Origin of the sequence: Thermostichus vulcanus str. 'Rupite' (genome assembly GCF_022848905.1) — a bacterium.
GTDB lineage: Bacteria > Cyanobacteriota > Cyanobacteriia > Thermostichales > Thermostichaceae > Thermostichus > Thermostichus vulcanus_A.
The window spans coordinates 1-14,552 of sequence record NZ_JAFIRA010000002.1; the positions used below are offsets into that span (position 1 = coordinate 1).

Here is a 14,552-nt window from a genome sequence, read left to right on the forward strand (position 1 = left end):
GTTCTAACTCTACAAACTCTTGGATTTTGACTCCAGCAAGACCCAATAACTTATCAAGAGGAACCAATGTTCGTCATGGAACTCAGTATCTCATTATACTATCGACACCAAAATGTCAGGAGAGCCAACCAGGTGATCTTGATGGGTAATCAAAATATTTTGTGGATAATATGCCTTACCTAATATGACCGGCTCATCCAGAGAATTCATCCGAATCTGCTGACCTTTGTGAAAACAGATATAGCCAGCCGCATAGATAGCAATGCATAAACCGTTATAAAACTGTTCGCTGTTGTAGCTACCATCGATCGCATAGAACCGTCTATCGCTATCATCGATTTGATCGAAGGGAATAATCTCAAATATTTGAGGAGTCTCTATATTTTCTTTGTGCCCAATTACGGGAATACCATAATTTTTGTTGCTTCTTGTATTGATATGTTTAGCAACTAACTCGATAGCACTGTCAGGTATCTCTTTTCTGGACATATCTAGTTTTCAGCACTCTCGCCTAGAGCAATTGTACCCATTAGTTTTAAATGATGCACACCTACGGGATCTTGCATACCCCAGTTCCGGCTTTTCACCCTTAATGATAACCATACTAGCAGTTTCGAGGTGCTGGTAAGGCTGTACCTTTACGCTCAATTTGCTCTAGCTACTAACAGATATGGTTCGAGCTGTACCCCACCGTTGACCCAGCAGGCTAACATCTGAACTCACCTGCCACCAGGGATCCCTCACCACCGGTAAAAATCTAGCACAAGGTCAGGTGCAGTGCCTTGTTATGTTGTGTCCCTACTCTCCCGATAATCATCGGGATCCTCTCTGACTAGCCCACCAGGGATCCCTTATCCCATCACCCAAACTCTAGCAGGGCTGGCAACACAATGGGCAGCGGATGGAAAAGAAGTCTCCGCGTGCAAGGTGCCTAAAAGGGCTGTAACAACTGACTTTTCGCCAGCTGTGCTCGCACAGCATTCTGGAGAGATTCTGGCAGAAATTGGGGGTAGTCTTTGACGAAAGAGGTTTATTCAGCGGCAGCAGGCTTGGCTTCTTTCTCTTTAGCTGCCTTAGCCGCTCGCATCTCCGCCAAAATCTCTTCAGGTCGTCTGCCCGCCCGCTGGGATCCGGCAGGCAACTCGTGTGGGTCGATCACTCCCTTGGGTAGATAGGCAAACTCCCGCAGTGGCGTCACCATCGGGTCTTCTGTCACCTTGGAGGGTAACCGGCCCATCGCCGCCTGGTGATAGTTGAGATCGTGGCGGTCGTAGGCAGCCAGCTCATAATCTTCCGTCACCGAAAGACAGTTGGTGGGGCAAAACTCCACACAGTTGGCACAGAAAATGCACACCCCAAAGTCGATGCTGTAGCTGTAGAGCTCTTTCTTTTTCAGCTCCGGGTTAAAGGCCCAGTCCACCACCGGCAGATCGATCGGGCAAACCCGCACACAGATCTCGCAAGCGATACACTTATCAAACTCAAAGTGAATACGACCGCGAAACCGCTCGGAAGGGATCAACTTTTCAAAGGGATACTGCACCGCCACTGGGCGTCGACCCATGTGGTCGAAAACCACCCCCATACCCTGGCCAATGTATTTGGCGGCATTTACTGCATCACCCACGTATTCGCTTACGCGCTTTAGAAAAGTCATAGTGCCTGTCCTACTCTCTCTTGCTTGGGTTTTAATCCCTTTCGTCCTTCATTCAACCACCAAAAAAAGTTGGAAAAGCCAGCTTCAGCCCTGCTGTCAACAGTAAGTTGACAAACGAGACAGGCAGCAAGAACTTCCAACCCAAATCCAGCAGTTGATCAATCCGCACCCGCGGCAAAGTCCAACGCACCAAGATGGCCAAGAACACGAAGACAAATGCCTTCACCATCGTCATCACAATGCCTAAGGCCGCCGCGCCAATCTGCAGGAAGGGGTTATCCAGGGCAATGCCCAATGCGTTGGCAATCATCTCCACCGGCACCACAAACGACCAGCCCCCCAGATAGAGCACAGCCGCAATCAGAGACGCCAGCAGCAGGTTGGCGTAGGATCCCAAGTAAAAGAGGGCGAATTTCATGCCGGAATATTCGGTTTGGTAACCGGCCACCAACTCTTCTTCAGCTTCGGGCAAATCAAACGGGATCCGTTCCGTTTCCGCCAGAGCTGAGATCAAGAAAATCACAAAACCAAGCGGCTGCCGCCACACATTCCAGCTGAGAATCCCCAGCCCGCTCTGCTGCTCGACGATCCCTACTGTATCCAGGCCATTGCTCATCAGCACCACTGCCAACACCGACAAAGCCAGCGGTAGTTCGTAGCTAATGGACTGAGCCGCCGCCCGCAACCCTCCCAGCAGCGAGTACTTATTATTGGAGCCATACCCAGACATGAGCAGACCGATGGGTTGCACACTGGAGATAGCGATCAAGAAAAACACGCCGATGGCAATATTGGAGATCAACAGGTTCTGGCCGAAGGGAACCACCAAGTAACACAAGAAGACCGGCAGGAAAACCAGCACCGGCCCCAAAGTGAATAGAATCGGATCGGCCAGAATCGGTAGGACATCCTCTTTGGTGAGGAGCTTCAAGCCATCGGCAATGGGGATCAACACCCCTTGAGGGCCAGCCATGTTGGGCCCAATCCGCTGTTGGGCAGCTGCCGAAATTTTCCGCTCCAGCCAAGTCATCACCATTACGCCCAGGGTGGCGGCGATGATCAGCAGCAACATCGGCAAAGGCATCCAGAGAGCGTGAGCCAAACCGGCTCCCAAGCCCAGGTTCTGGAGGGCGGTCTCAAATCCAAGCTGCAGGTCAATGCCAGTATTCATCATGCGCTCCGGTTGCTCCCTGGAAATAATGGTTACGGACTGTATGGGTTATGGGTTTTGGCAGGGCAGGGATCCCTTTTCCCTGCTCATTTTTCCCTAGTTTGACTTGGGGGGATTGCGGCGTAGTTCCTGCTGGATGATGGCCTGAAGGCGGGCATCCGAAAGTTGTTCGGCACGGCGGCGTCTTTCCTCTTGATACTTCATCCATTGCTTCGGGCCAATGATAGCCACTGCAGCAGCCACAATCAGTAACGGTAAAACCAAGATCACCCAGGCCATTGCGCTTATCCTCGCTTTCCTAGACCGATCTTAGCGATCCTAGCGATCCACCTCGCCCATAATGATGTCGATGCTGCCCAGAATAGCGATCATATCTGCCACCTTCATGCCCCGAATCAGTTGCGGCAACACCTGCAAATTGATAAAACCGGGCGGACGAATTTTCCAGCGCCAAGGACAAACGTTATCATCCCCAACTATGTAGATACCTAGTTCTCCCTTGGCACTCTCCACGCGTACATAGGCTTCCCCCTTGGGGATCTTGAAATTGGCGGAGGGCTTTTTGCTGATGAATTGGTAATCTCCTTTGTTCCACTCTGACTTAGGCCCCTCCATCATCCGCTTTGCCTCCAGGTTTTCAAACGGGCCACCGGGCAAAGACCGCACTGCCTGCTGCACAATCTTGCAGGATTCGCGCATTTCTTTCATGCGCACCCGATAGCGAGCCAGGCAATCCCCTTCTGATGCAACTGCTACCTCCCAGTCAAAATCGTCGTAGCACTCATAATGATCCACCTTGCGCAGATCCCAGTTCACGCCGGATCCGCGCAGCATTGGACCTGACAGCCCCCAGTTGATGGCATCTTGCTTGGAAATGACCCCTACCCCCTCCAAGCGCTTGCGAAAGATCGGGTTATTGGTAACCAGCCGCTCGTACTCATCCACCTTGGGCAAAAAGTACTCGCAAAAATCCAAGCATTTTTCCGTCCAGCCGTAGGGCAGATCCACCGCCACACCGCCAACCCGAAAATAGTTGTTGTTGATTAGGCGCATGCCGGTGACGGCTTCAAACAAATCAAGAATCCACTCCCGTTCCCGCATGGCGTAGAGAAACGGCGTTTGCGCGCCCAAATCTGCCAAGAAAGGGCCAAACCAAAGTAGGTGGTTGGTAATCCGGGTCAGTTCCAAGAGGATCACCCGCAGGTAACTAGCCCGCTTTGGCACACTCACCCCCGCCAGTTTTTCCGTGGCATTGACGGTGATCGCCTCGTTGAACATGCCTGCGCCGTAATCCCAACGGGAAACGTAGGGCAGATATTGCACTACTGTCCGGTTTTCGGCGATTTTCTCCATACCCCGATGCAGGTAGCCGATGACGGGTTCGCAATCGACAATGTTTTCGCCATCGAGGGTCACCAGCAATCGCAAAACACCGTGCATCGAAGGATGATGCGGTCCAAAGTTGAGCAACATCCGGTCGGCACGAGTCTCGATCATGGGCATGGGCATAGCCGCCGCCTCCGCAACTGAGAAAGTTCATGGTCTGCAACATTTGCAGTATAGCGGCTTTGGCCCCGCTTCCTGATATTCCCACTCATCATGGATTTCAATCCTCAACATCAGGGTGTGCCCCAACCTAATGGCTAGGGATCCTGCTCAGCCTCAGGTCTTACATGCAGTCGGAAAAAGCTGTAGCGTGGTTGGGTAAAGGCAACGGATTAACCTTTTCTATGGCCGGTTCCAGTTCATCCCCCGAGAGCAACCGCGCAGCTTCTCGAGAGCAGCAGCACCCCCAGTACGCGACTGACCGGGATCTTCTGAATCAACTACTAGAACAAGCCCAAGCCCAGCCCCGTTCTGATTGGGTATTGGCGGAGGTGGCCCGACTGCGCATCCGTTACCAAGGCTTTCCGGGGGCACGGGATCTGCAACGGGATCTGGATCAGATCCTGCAGCAGTGGGGTATGAGCGAAGAAGAACTGTTTGTCCAAACTCGCGCCATTCATGAGCGGGGCCAGGTGTATGACCGCAGCTTTAGCAAGCGGGATGACTGGGCTTGAGATGCATAGGATTCAGATAGGGATTTGATAGAGATTTGAAGCCGGGATCCCTGCTGTTCCTTAAGAACTGTGCAACTGCTCAGCAAAAATCGGATCCAAAGGTATATCCAAAGCGGCAATGACCTTTGTCCAGAAATTCATAAAGCCGATCAACGCCGACAGCTCCACCAAATCCGCTTCTGACCAAATGGCTTTTAATTGGGCAAAGAAGCTCTCGGTGACCACCATGCTGGGTACCGTCATCCGCTCAGCGTATTCAATTGCCAGCTTTTCAGCCTCGGTGTAAAGGGTGCTGGTACGGGACTGGGCAACCGCTGCGATTTTGGCAGGGGTAGCGCCGTACTTTTGCGCCTGTAGGGTGTGGTAGGGCAGGCAGTAGTGCCGACAGCCATTGATCTGGGAGATGCGAATGCTGATTAGCTCTTTCAGTTCTTCGGAGAGGTTCGGGTTTTCTGTATGGAGGGCACCGTAGAGGGTCATTACCGCTCGCATCAGTTGTGGCTTGTGGGCCATCACCTGCAGGGGGTTGAGGGCTGTGCCGTAGACTTTTTCCAGGCTTTCGTAAACTTTTTGGAGCTGCTTATCAGCCTTTTCTGGGGTGACAGGAGGGATCCGCATGAGCAGTTAACACAATTGATTCAGGCATCCTTGACTTTAGCGCGTTTGGGGAATCCACCCAAGCCTTCTTGACTTGATTATCCTTGGAAGTAGTCCTCCTTTCAGAATCCATGCTCCTTAGATCGCCTGCACGTTCTCGCCGAGACATTCAGCCATTAGAGAATGGTGACCATCTGACGCGAGAGGAGTTTGAACGTCGCTATCAGGCTATGCCTGAGGTGAAAAAAGCGGAGCTGGTGGAAGGAGTCGTCTACATGCCATCGCCCGTGCGACTGAATCGACATGCCTATCCTCACGGGTTGGTTGTGGCCTGGTTGGGTGCTTATGCTGCTGGCAGAGCGAATGTTCAGTTCGGGATTGAGCCTACCGTTCGCCTCGACTGGGAAAACGAACCACAACCGGACGCTATCCTTCGCATTGAAGGGGGATCCTCCCGTGTCAGTGAGGACGATTATATTGAAGGGCCGCCGGAGTTGATTGTGGAGATTGCAGCCAGTAGCGTTTCTATTGATCTCCACAGCAAGTTAAAGGTGTACCGACGCAATGGAGTGCAAGAATATCTGGTCTGGCAAGTGGAGGAAGCCACTTTGACGTGGTTCAGCTTGCAATCTGGGCAATATCTACCTCTAGAGCCGGATTCCCATGGCATCCTCAAATCTAGGGTTTTTCCAGGCTTGTGGTTAAGCCCCTCAGCCATGCTGCAGGGGAACCTCAGCCAAGTGCTGGCCCTGGTGCAGAGTGGACTCAGCCAAGAGACTGCCACAGCCCAGTCAAGACACCTGTGAAGAAGACGGGATCAAGGATTGCTCAGGGATTGCTCAATGGCTTCCACCTGCTGCTGTGTGCCCCTGACGCTTTGGTTCAGGTTTTGCTGCAGCTGTTCCCGAGATCGGTACACCTCCATCGGTGCTCCCTGTGGGATCCCTTGTTGAGCGGCCTCAGGATGGGTTTGGCGCTGACCCTCTGGGTCATATGAAGCACGATAAAGACGGTTGACCACCAAAAAACCGACCAATACCACTGCCGTCACCACCAAAAGTCTGACCATGTTGGGGATCCCTTGCGACCTTCTGGTTCTAGAATGCCCTGAAAGAGCGTGGGATATCAGATGTCGGGTGAAGTAACGCAGCCTCTGCCACAGCAGCCGGTGCGGGTAGGTATTGGGGGGCCGGTGGGATCCGGGAAAACGGCCTTGGTGGAAAAGCTCTGTTGCGCGCTACGGGATTCCCTATCGCTGGGGGTAGTCACCAACGATATTTATACCCGCGAAGATGCTGAATTTTTGGTGCGGGCCAAGGCTCTAGCAGCAGAGCGAATTATCGGTGTGGAAACCGGCGGTTGCCCCCATACTGCGATTCGAGAAGATGCGTCGTTGAACCTAGATGCCATTCAGGAACTGGAGCGACGCTTTTTGCACTTGGATTTGATCCTGGTGGAATCGGGGGGAGATAACCTGGCGGCTACCTTTAGCCCAGAACTGGTGGATGCCTGCATTTACGTCATTGATGTGGCGGAAGGGGATAAAATCCCCCGCAAGGGAGGGCCAGGGATTACCCGCTCAGATCTGCTGGTGATTAACAAAATTGATCTGGCTCCTTATGTGGGGGCAGACTTGGGGGTAATGGAACGGGATGCACGCCGTATGCGGGGAGACAAGCCTTTTGTCTTCACCAATTTGCGCACGGGTGAGGGGCTGGATCAGATCCTCAGTTGGCTAGAACAAGAGGTGTTGTTTCGCCCCGTCGGTGCCGGATCCCCTTCTTTGAGCCTCCTGTGAACTTCGGCAGCGCCATTTTGAAAACCACTCGGCAGGGCCAGCACATCCGAGTTTGGCAATATTCTCAGGCTCCGTTGCAATGGCTAGGTGGGCCAAACTTGGGTCTGCAGGGATCCCCACAGGAACGGCTTGTTTACTACTTGCGCAACCCCAATGGTGGCCTGTTGGGAGGAGATCGCCACCAGATTCAGATTGAGCTGGGAACTGCCTCGGCGCTGGAAATTCGTACCCAAGGGGCAACCCGCCTACACCCCGGTGTCATCGAGCAACAGGTGCAAGTAGCGCTGGCCCCTGAGAGTGAACTGATCTGGATTGCCCACCCGATTATCCCCGGAGCTGGGGCCGATTTTCGCCAGCAGGTACAGATTCAGTTGGCCCCCACTGCCCGTTTGGCCTATGCCGAGATTTGGACCGCCGGACGACTGGCCATGGGGGAACGGTGGCAATTTCAGCGTCTGCACAATCGGCTGCAGGTGTGGGTAACTGACCGGCCCGAAACCCCTACCCTTTCGCCTCAGCCGAACCAACTCCTGTGGCTGCAAGAACAGATGGATTTGCGCTTTCCCCATGAGCAGATGGGTGCTAAGTCGGTGCTTGGCTCCTATTTGTGTTGGGGATCCCTGTATTTGCTAGGGGATTGGCCCGAGCCGGACTGGCCCACCGATGCCGAACACTGGCGGGTGACGTCACCGGATCCCGTCTGTAAAGGATGGATTCTGCGGCAGGTGGGGCACCAAGCGGAAACCCTTTGGCAGAACTTTCAACGGGTGGGGTCAGTTGGGCGTTCGGCTCTTGCTTAAAGGCAGAGGAAAGGGAATGGTAGTCTGGTTCAGGCCAACCTGAGGAGAGGGTTTGAAGCTGCGCCATGAACTCTGCTCAACGGATCATTAAACGTTCCATCTTAAAGGGACGCAATCGCTGGATGCTTCTCTACGAGAAGGGGATGGCCCTGATTGCTCTGAGCAACTTGTGTTTGGTGCTGTTCGATCTTAGCTATGTGCCTGGGCGAGACTTTTGGTTGCAGGGGCGGGTCCAAATTTTTGGGGGGTTTGGCCCACCGATCCCCCTGCCGATTCTCTCCACCGAAACCAGTCGTTCTCCGGTAACTGATCTGTACGACCGAGTGAAAGGCATTGAGCCTAACCCAGAAACTCAACAGTATTTGGAATTGGTGGATGAATTACGGCAGGTGACCCTGCGCTTTGGGGTGGAATCGGAACCGGCTCGGCAGATTCTCTTTCAACTGCGGGCTCGCAGCAATGAACTCATTGATACCAACCCCTTTCAGGCGGCGGGCAAGACGGGTCAGTTTGTTCGTATTCTCAATCTGATGCGGGAGCATATGCAGGAGGACTCTGCTCGGGCTGCTTTCTCTCGCTTTTGGACTCCCCAGTACTTGGCCACTGTTGCTCCAGAAGATGGCATCGAGTTTTTCCAGAGCCGGCTTCGTCCTCTGTTTGAGATCAACTACTCCCGTCCCATTGGAGAGAGCGGTAACCCCGTTGATTTTTTTCCAGCGCTAGATTTTCCCTTTGTGCTGTTGTTTGGGCTGGAATTTTTGTTGCGGACGGTGGTGATTAGCCGCCGTTATACCGGGGTGAACTGGCTGGATGCCATGCTCTGGCGCTGGTACGATGCCCTGTTGCTGCTCCCCTTTTGGCGCTGGCTACGGGTGATCCCGGTAACGATCCGGTTGGGACAATCGCAGTTGTTGGATCTAGAGCGGGTACGGGCGCAAGTGAGCCAAGGCTTTGTTACCAATTTTGCGGAAGATCTGACAGAAGTGGTGGTGGTGCGGGTGATCAACCAAATTCAGGGATCCATTCAACGCGGATCCCTGCCCTTGCTTTCAGCCGCCAAGACTCCCCGTGACTACATCGACATCAACGAGACCAACGAGATCGAGGCCATTGCCAATATTCTGATTCGGATTGTGCTCTACCGTGTCTTACCGCAAGTGCAGCCGGATGTGGAACAACTGCTCCGCTACAACCTGGATAGCCTTCTCAAACAACTACCCGCCATCCAAACCCTAGAGCGGTTGCCCGGATTGGGATCCCTGCCTAGCCAACTGACCCAACGCCTGGCTAGTGAGCTGACCACCACCACCTACCAAACCCTGACGGGCAGCTTTGAGGATCCCGTCGGCTCTAAGCTCACAGCCCAACTGACGCAACGGTTTGGGGAGGCTTTGGTGCGGGAACTCAGCCAACAACATGCCCTAGAGGAGATTCGCTCACTGCTGAGAGATCTGCTGGAAGAGATCAAGATCAACTACGTAGAGCGGCTGTCTCATGAGGATCTTGAGGAGGTGATGGAGCAAACCCGTAAGCTGCGGCAAAAGGCCCAACAACTGGAGAAATCTCGCGGCAACTAGAGGGGCCGGGATCCCGTTCCAGCCAGTTGACGAGGTTCTGCCGGTTCTGTAGTATATTAGTCTTGCTTTGGGCGAGTGGCGAAACTGGTAGACGCACCGCACTCAAAATGCGGCGGGAAACCGTGTCGGTTCGAATCCGACCTTGCCCACTGAATCCTTATATTGCTGCTGCTTTGGTAACTCTGAGGAGCGGTACTGTACTTGCAACTATTCTTGAGGCTCAATAGGGCAAAGGTGGGTCTGAAGGGCGGTGGCGATGGTTTCGTTGCCCTGCAGATCCAATCCATCCGGCATCTGGGGTGGGTGGGCGGGATCCCTTAAAAAGTCCCAGGATCCCTGGAAAAACTCTTCCGGGGAGAGAATGCGATGCCAGCCATAGCGCTGCAATCCCTCGATCAACAGTTCCGACTCGGCAAACCCAGAACGGGTGACACAGGCCATTGGCGTGCGGCTGCGCAAGGCCTCGGCTAGGGTGCCATAGCCCGGCTTAGACACCACCCAGCGACAGAGGGGCATGACATCCGCCGGTCGCCAGACCTGCCCATCCAATAGAGTCAAGTTGGGTAACGGTGGGGCCTGCCGGTCAAAGGTGAGAAACTGCCAGTCGGGAAAGTCTTGTAGTCGCGGGTAGGGAAAGCCTTGCAACCCCAATCCTCCGAAGGTAAACAAGGCTGTGGGCTGCTCCAACCGCAACTGCAACTTGGCGGCTACCTCTGCCGCTGAAAACTGGGGATCCCCGCCTGTCAGTCCCACGGTCTGCTGATGGGGGAAAGCGCTCATGGCCTCACTAAACGGCAACCGGAACAGGCGATCACAGTGCCCGTACAGATCTCGGATCCAGGCCACAAACGGCTGAAACTCGGCGCCATAGTCTTGATAGATAAAATCCCAGCCAAAGTTACTGGCCATCCAACAGGGGATCCCAGCCGCTTTGGCAATGGCAGCCGCGATCGGAGGTACATCGGCAAAGACCAACGGCACGCGCTGGGTACGGATGAAATCGGCTTCTGCGCGGATGAGAGCAGCCGATCTCGCTTTGAACTCCTTCAGGGCTGTCAATGTGGCCGGTAAATCTGCCTGTAGGCCATCCGGCTGCACCACCCCTACATCCAACTGTCGGGGCCGATGCAAGAATTTCCCCTGCACATAGCGCTCCAGGAGCCAGCGGGGTGCTGGAGTGACAAAAATGGGCAAAACATTTGCATCCCGCCGCAGCAGAGTATTGATCACCGCCGCCAGACGAGTGGTATGGCCAAAGCCGTGGGCAGTCACCGCAACGTAGAGGGGAATCGGATTCATCACGGCAGACCCTCAAGACAGAACAGCATCCGCAGCGGGCTTTTCCGCCCGGGCTCCCAGCCCGTATAGGTTACTGGCAATGATCAGCCCCAACCCGACCACGGATCCCAGCGCAATCGGTTCGCGCAAAATCACGGCAATCAACCCCAAAGACAAAAATGGCGTCACATACACCCAATTGGCCAGGGATCCCCGATGACCGGCCAGCTCCAAAGCCCGTAACCAGAACACAAAGGTGAGGCCCATTTCCGCCAATCCAATATAGGCTGCCCACCCCAACCCTGCCCCGCTCCACTGCACCGTTTGGAAAGGCAGCAACAACAGGCAATAACCGCTACCAAACCCAAACCCCATCCACAGCTTCAGCACTCCGTCCCGTTGATCCCGCACATTCAGCAGCCAATAGAGGGCCCAAATGCCGGCACTGCCCACTGCCAGCAACACCCCCAAGGGATCCCCCCCCTGCAAGGTACGCCAGGCTCCCCCCGTAGCCACCAACACCACCCCTAGCAAGCTCACCCCCAAAGCCAGGAACATCCGCCAGCGGAACCGTTCTTGCAAAAGCGGAACCGCCAGCAGCGCCAAAGCCACCGGCCAGGTGTAATTGAGGGCCAAGGCCGCCTGTGCCGAGAGCCGGTCGTAGGCTTGGAACAACACCAGATAATAGCCAAAGGGGTTAAGCAAACCCTGCACAGCCGAGAGCCGAATCTGGGCCCAGCTCTGCCGCAGAACCAACCCCATGCGTCCAGTGAGCAGCAAAACAACCCCCAGAACCCCCCAGGAACTGAGGGCGGAGAAAATCAGCAAAACCGTCGGCGGGAAATGCTGCAGCCCCAACTTAAAAGCGCTAGCAGCAGTAGCCCAACCCAAAATAGCCGCTGTCATGTAAAGATAGGCTGGCAACGGATCCCTTGCCCTCCCTTTGGGTGTGCCGTATTGGGTGTGCTGCATTAAAAACCGTCAGCCTCAGAACCCTCGGGATCCGACTTGGCCCCAGAGCGAAGCCCCAACCGGGGAGCCACTACAAAGGCATAGAGCAAATAGCCCAACCCTGCCACCACCACCAACTTCAGAACCGTGCCAAAAACCCGGAAGAACAAGCCCACCAAAAGGATGCAACCCAAGATGGCCAAGACTGTGAGCAGGGGGCGTCCCCAGGTCTCCAGCAGAGATTGAACAGGGTTCTGGGAGCTAGAGGTAGGGGATCCCTGCGCCGCAGATGCCTGCTCCAACTCACGCTCAATCTGTTTCAGCCGTTCTTGTTCTGAGAAGGAAAGATCAGACATGGGGAGCCCTCTCCAGCATTGCCATCTCTATCTTAGGGTCTATCTTAGGGACTGCCTCCTCTGCTAAGCCAGTTAGGCGCGTATAGACGGGATCTCTTGGGCCATGCTGCGGAAGATATCCAGAGCTGGGCCAGGGCGACGGTTGGGACGTGGGGTTGGGATCTGGTTGGGTACAAAGGGCTTCTCCACCACCACTTTGGGCTTACTGACCGGAGCACTCACCGTCACTGCAACAGGGCTGGCAGAAGCAGCATCCACCACCTCAGGCGTTGCCGATTGGAGCGGGGTGCTGGCCACCTGAGCCGGATCCGGCGCAGAACGGAAGGGGCCGGTGACAAAATCCAGCAGGCCACCGAAGAGAATGCCAAAGAAAGAGAAAAGACCACCGAAAAGCTTTTTGAGAATACTCATGGCTGATTGTGATGAAGGTTCGTTTAGGGTCGTGAAGTTATGCAACCTGAACTCTATTATTGTTAAGAGCCCCCTTCTTGACGATGAGTAAATATGCTCTTTCTCTGGGTCGCTATCGAGCTGCTTTACACCCGTCGACCTTGGGCATCAATGCGCTGAATTGGCATTACCCAATCCAATTCTCGTAACTCCAACGGTTCGGCAGCCCCGCCACCGCGGCCCAGGCTAAAGCTATCGGCTGCCGACAAGTCCACGCCATACCCAATATCGGCCATGGATCCGACGGTGAGAATGCTGAGGGGGTTAGCCACCTCCCGGTCAATCCGCGTGGTCATCAGCTCCCGGCCCAAAACACTTTCCCGCCAATGGGAATCTCGGGATCCCGCTCCAAACTGATTTTCTAAGGGTACAGATGTGGCATTGCCCCCTAGGGTATTGAAGGCATTGACGGCGTTGAGGCCAATAAACCGAGGATCGTAACCGGCAGGAGTTGGTTGATCCCGCCCCACCAAACCCGCGGTCAGACCCTTAGGCTCCCAAACCGTGGGTAAAAAACCAAGCGCATGGCCTAACTCATGCAGGGCAGTAATGGGCAGGTCGCCACGCCCCTCTAAGTCCGCCAGGTTTTGCGTGTTGAATAGGATCACCGAGTAAAAGGGCAAGCCGTTGGAAGCCCGCACAAAACAAGGGGCGGATCCCCCCAGAATCCGTTCGTCGTTGAGATTCCTAGCCCGCACTTCCACTAATAGATCATCGATAGGGAAGTTGAGAGGAGTGCTGGGGAAGCCCCGGTCACATTCGTTGGCTTGAATGTTGGTGGGGGGCAAATTCGGTTGATCACCGACAATAATTTGCTGCCAGCGCAGAGCCGCACTGCGAATAATCGATTGTTGGCTGGGGCTGAGGCTGGTATCTGGGAAGCGGACATCAATGGTGAACTGAGCAGCAGGTGGTGATGTCGGAGTTGGCACCAAGGTTGGGGGAGCCGTCGGAATCACGCTGACAGGAGTGGATCCCCCCCCTCCGCCACAGGCTTTCAGCGCAATCACCAAAAGCATGGCCATCAGGGATCCCACAAGGCGAAGGCCCCATGCTCCCCCCATGAGCTGTTGTAAAGCCCGAAAAATAGTCATCTGAAAACCAATGTAGAGTAGCCGCTACCCAGACGGATCATACCGGCTGTGACAATCCTTACGGAAAGGATTTGCGTCACACCCCAAGCGGAGGTCTGTTTTCAGGGCAAATCCTCTCACCCCAGCGAGTTGGAGGAGCTATCCTCCTCTTCTATCCCCCAGCCTGCGGCCAAAACATCCACCGCTGCCGCCCGCAACGCCTGGGTATCTTCTAAAAGCTGCACGGGATCCGAGAGGGGATCCGATAAAGGAACCAAGCGCAAAACGCGACTGTCCTGAACCAGATCGATCACCACACCGGGCTGCTCCGTATCGGGAAGGGTCGCTTCCGTTGACCCTCTAGGTCGGGCGGAACCCATTGAGGCGGGATCCCGCAAACAAGCGTAATCAAAGCTATCCAAATTCAGGTAGAGGCTGCGGTTCACCACCAATGTGGCCGCCGTGGGATCCTGAAACACCTCCATCACATAGCCCTCCCCCTGTTTTCGCACCCAGCCATCAACGATATCAAAGTATCGAACATGCCCCAGATCCGCTAGAAGCCGGTAAATATCTCGCTTGCTAACCAAAGTTCCAGCATCCACAATGCAGGGGGCACAAGGGCGAGTGTCTGTCATAGGATAGTCAGTCTTGAACGGTGAACCGGATTCAGAAACAACAAAAGCCGAAAAAAAGAATGATTACTCCCTACAAAATATATTGATCTCAACAAGTCTAAACAGGATTACCACTGACCCATCATGAAAAGTGTTCTTGGTAGGAG

General features: G+C 54.5%; 18 protein-coding genes and 1 tRNA gene. 6 read left to right on the forward strand and 13 right to left on the reverse strand.

The annotated features are described in order from the left end of the window. Nucleotides 1-93: 93 nt before the first annotated feature. From JX360_RS01185 to JX360_RS01205, 5 genes are all read right to left on the reverse strand, one after another. The gene (locus JX360_RS01185; RefSeq protein ID WP_244348609.1) at nucleotides 94-489 is read right to left on the reverse strand and encodes a hypothetical protein; all 396 of its coding nucleotides are present in this window, start codon (nucleotides 487-489) and stop codon (nucleotides 94-96) included. A 541-nt stretch (nucleotides 490-1,030) separates the two neighbouring features. After that, on the reverse strand, nucleotides 1,031-1,657 hold the full coding sequence (ndhI, locus tag JX360_RS01190; protein ID WP_244348612.1) for an NAD(P)H-quinone oxidoreductase subunit I: 627 nt from the start codon (nucleotides 1,655-1,657) through the stop codon (nucleotides 1,031-1,033). 52 nt (nucleotides 1,658-1,709) lie between these two features. Continuing rightward, entirely contained in the window at nucleotides 1,710-2,828 is a 1,119-nt protein-coding gene (gene nuoH, locus JX360_RS01195; RefSeq protein WP_244348819.1) for an NADH-quinone oxidoreductase subunit NuoH, read from the reverse strand. Nucleotides 2,829-2,924: 96 nt separating this feature from the next. Further along, nucleotides 2,925-3,107 carry a hypothetical protein gene (locus JX360_RS01200; protein WP_244348613.1) on the reverse strand — a complete coding sequence of 61 codons (183 nt, stop codon included), beginning with the start codon at nucleotides 3,105-3,107 and terminating at the stop codon, nucleotides 2,925-2,927. A gap of 39 nt (nucleotides 3,108-3,146) precedes the next feature. Continuing rightward, entirely contained in the window at nucleotides 3,147-4,331 is a 1,185-nt protein-coding gene (locus tag JX360_RS01205; protein WP_244348820.1) for an NAD(P)H-quinone oxidoreductase subunit H, read from the reverse strand. A 227-nt stretch (nucleotides 4,332-4,558) separates the two neighbouring features. Between JX360_RS01205 and JX360_RS01210 the strand changes: the two genes are divergently transcribed. Next, on the forward strand, nucleotides 4,559-4,888 hold the full coding sequence (locus tag JX360_RS01210) for a DUF3288 family protein (protein ID WP_244348615.1): 330 nt from the start codon (nucleotides 4,559-4,561) through the stop codon (nucleotides 4,886-4,888). A gap of 60 nt (nucleotides 4,889-4,948) precedes the next feature. On the opposite strand, the gene JX360_RS01215 is transcribed toward JX360_RS01210, so the two are convergent. Beyond that, nucleotides 4,949-5,506 carry a carboxymuconolactone decarboxylase family protein gene (locus JX360_RS01215; protein ID WP_244348617.1) on the reverse strand — a complete coding sequence of 186 codons (558 nt, stop codon included), beginning with the start codon at nucleotides 5,504-5,506 and terminating at the stop codon, nucleotides 4,949-4,951. 110 nt (nucleotides 5,507-5,616) lie between these two features. Between JX360_RS01215 and JX360_RS01220 the strand changes: the two genes are divergently transcribed. Further along, nucleotides 5,617-6,291, forward strand: a complete 675-nt coding sequence (locus JX360_RS01220) for a Uma2 family endonuclease (protein ID WP_244348618.1) — start codon at nucleotides 5,617-5,619, stop codon at nucleotides 6,289-6,291. A gap of 11 nt (nucleotides 6,292-6,302) precedes the next feature. Here the strand turns inward: JX360_RS01220 and JX360_RS01225 are convergent, their stop codons facing one another. Beyond that, the gene (locus JX360_RS01225; protein ID WP_244348619.1) at nucleotides 6,303-6,554 is read right to left on the reverse strand and encodes a hypothetical protein; all 252 of its coding nucleotides are present in this window, start codon (nucleotides 6,552-6,554) and stop codon (nucleotides 6,303-6,305) included. A 60-nt stretch (nucleotides 6,555-6,614) separates the two neighbouring features. On the opposite strand from JX360_RS01225, the gene ureG reads away from it, so the two are divergent. From ureG to JX360_RS01245, 4 genes are all read left to right on the forward strand, one after another. Further along, a complete protein-coding gene (ureG, locus tag JX360_RS01230; protein ID WP_279611157.1) occupies nucleotides 6,615-7,283 on the forward strand; it encodes an urease accessory protein UreG in 669 nt (222 codons plus the stop codon). After that, nucleotides 7,280-8,083: an urease accessory protein UreD gene (locus JX360_RS01235; protein ID WP_244348621.1), complete on the forward strand. Its 804-nt coding sequence runs from the start codon at nucleotides 7,280-7,282 to the stop codon at nucleotides 8,081-8,083. The genes ureG and JX360_RS01235 overlap by 4 nt, the downstream gene beginning before the upstream one ends. Nucleotides 8,084-8,148: 65 nt before the next feature. Beyond that, nucleotides 8,149-9,660 (forward strand): hypothetical protein, encoded by a 1,512-nt coding sequence (locus tag JX360_RS01240; RefSeq protein WP_244348623.1) that lies wholly within the window; start codon nucleotides 8,149-8,151, stop codon nucleotides 9,658-9,660. Nucleotides 9,661-9,729: 69 nt separating this feature from the next. After that, nucleotides 9,730-9,809 (forward strand) — tRNA-Leu (locus JX360_RS01245). 58 nt (nucleotides 9,810-9,867) lie between these two features. Here JX360_RS01245 and JX360_RS01250 read toward each other — a convergent pair. The 6 genes from JX360_RS01250 to JX360_RS01285 form a co-directional block, all read right to left on the reverse strand. Continuing rightward, on the reverse strand, nucleotides 9,868-10,959 hold the full coding sequence (locus tag JX360_RS01250) for a glycosyltransferase family protein (protein WP_244348625.1): 1,092 nt from the start codon (nucleotides 10,957-10,959) through the stop codon (nucleotides 9,868-9,870). Between the two features lie 12 nt (nucleotides 10,960-10,971). After that, the gene (locus JX360_RS17425; RefSeq protein WP_279611158.1) at nucleotides 10,972-11,910 is read right to left on the reverse strand and encodes a DMT family transporter; all 939 of its coding nucleotides are present in this window, start codon (nucleotides 11,908-11,910) and stop codon (nucleotides 10,972-10,974) included. Beyond that, a complete protein-coding gene (locus tag JX360_RS01270) occupies nucleotides 11,910-12,245 on the reverse strand; it encodes a hypothetical protein (protein WP_244348626.1) in 336 nt (111 codons plus the stop codon). Before JX360_RS01270 ends, JX360_RS17425 begins: the two co-directional genes overlap by 1 nt. A gap of 72 nt (nucleotides 12,246-12,317) precedes the next feature. Next, complete coding sequence (locus JX360_RS01275; RefSeq protein ID WP_244348628.1) at nucleotides 12,318-12,656, reverse strand: hypothetical protein; 339 nt, start codon at nucleotides 12,654-12,656, stop codon at nucleotides 12,318-12,320. Between the two features lie 125 nt (nucleotides 12,657-12,781). Continuing rightward, complete coding sequence (locus JX360_RS01280; protein ID WP_244348630.1) at nucleotides 12,782-13,789, reverse strand: leishmanolysin-related zinc metalloendopeptidase; 1,008 nt, start codon at nucleotides 13,787-13,789, stop codon at nucleotides 12,782-12,784. A gap of 116 nt (nucleotides 13,790-13,905) precedes the next feature. Next, nucleotides 13,906-14,406 (reverse strand): hypothetical protein, encoded by a 501-nt coding sequence (locus JX360_RS01285; RefSeq protein WP_244348632.1) that lies wholly within the window; start codon nucleotides 14,404-14,406, stop codon nucleotides 13,906-13,908. Nucleotides 14,407-14,552: the final 146 nt, after the last annotated feature.

What these genes read in the sequence shown, in the direction of transcription:
- JX360_RS01185 (WP_244348609.1), bottom strand. Translation starts at nt 489, where the DNA reads ATGTCCAGAAAAGAGATACCTGACAGTGCTATCGAGTTAGTTGCTAAA.
- ndhI (WP_244348612.1), bottom strand. Translation starts at nt 1,657, where the DNA reads ATGACTTTTCTAAAGCGCGTAAGCGAATACGTGGGTGATGCAGTAAAT.
- nuoH (WP_244348819.1), bottom strand. Translation starts at nt 2,828, where the DNA reads ATGAATACTGGCATTGACCTGCAGCTTGGATTTGAGACCGCCCTCCAG.
- JX360_RS01200 (WP_244348613.1), bottom strand. Translation starts at nt 3,107, where the DNA reads ATGGCCTGGGTGATCTTGGTTTTACCGTTACTGATTGTGGCTGCTGCA.
- JX360_RS01205 (WP_244348820.1), bottom strand. Translation starts at nt 4,331, where the DNA reads ATGCCCATGATCGAGACTCGTGCCGACCGGATGTTGCTCAACTTTGGA.
- JX360_RS01210 (WP_244348615.1), top strand. Translation starts at nt 4,559, where the DNA reads ATGGCCGGTTCCAGTTCATCCCCCGAGAGCAACCGCGCAGCTTCTCGA.
- JX360_RS01215 (WP_244348617.1), bottom strand. Translation starts at nt 5,506, where the DNA reads ATGCGGATCCCTCCTGTCACCCCAGAAAAGGCTGATAAGCAGCTCCAA.
- JX360_RS01220 (WP_244348618.1), top strand. Translation starts at nt 5,617, where the DNA reads ATGCTCCTTAGATCGCCTGCACGTTCTCGCCGAGACATTCAGCCATTA.
- JX360_RS01225 (WP_244348619.1), bottom strand. Translation starts at nt 6,554, where the DNA reads ATGGTCAGACTTTTGGTGGTGACGGCAGTGGTATTGGTCGGTTTTTTG.
- ureG (WP_279611157.1), top strand. Translation starts at nt 6,615, where the DNA reads ATGTCGGGTGAAGTAACGCAGCCTCTGCCACAGCAGCCGGTGCGGGTA.
- JX360_RS01240 (WP_244348623.1), top strand. Translation starts at nt 8,149, where the DNA reads ATGAACTCTGCTCAACGGATCATTAAACGTTCCATCTTAAAGGGACGC.
- JX360_RS01250 (WP_244348625.1), bottom strand. Translation starts at nt 10,959, where the DNA reads ATGAATCCGATTCCCCTCTACGTTGCGGTGACTGCCCACGGCTTTGGC.
- JX360_RS17425 (WP_279611158.1), bottom strand. Translation starts at nt 11,910, where the DNA reads ATGCAGCACACCCAATACGGCACACCCAAAGGGAGGGCAAGGGATCCG.
- JX360_RS01270 (WP_244348626.1), bottom strand. Translation starts at nt 12,245, where the DNA reads ATGTCTGATCTTTCCTTCTCAGAACAAGAACGGCTGAAACAGATTGAG.
- JX360_RS01275 (WP_244348628.1), bottom strand. Translation starts at nt 12,656, where the DNA reads ATGAGTATTCTCAAAAAGCTTTTCGGTGGTCTTTTCTCTTTCTTTGGC.
- JX360_RS01280 (WP_244348630.1), bottom strand. Translation starts at nt 13,789, where the DNA reads ATGACTATTTTTCGGGCTTTACAACAGCTCATGGGGGGAGCATGGGGC.
- JX360_RS01285 (WP_244348632.1), bottom strand. Translation starts at nt 14,406, where the DNA reads ATGACAGACACTCGCCCTTGTGCCCCCTGCATTGTGGATGCTGGAACT.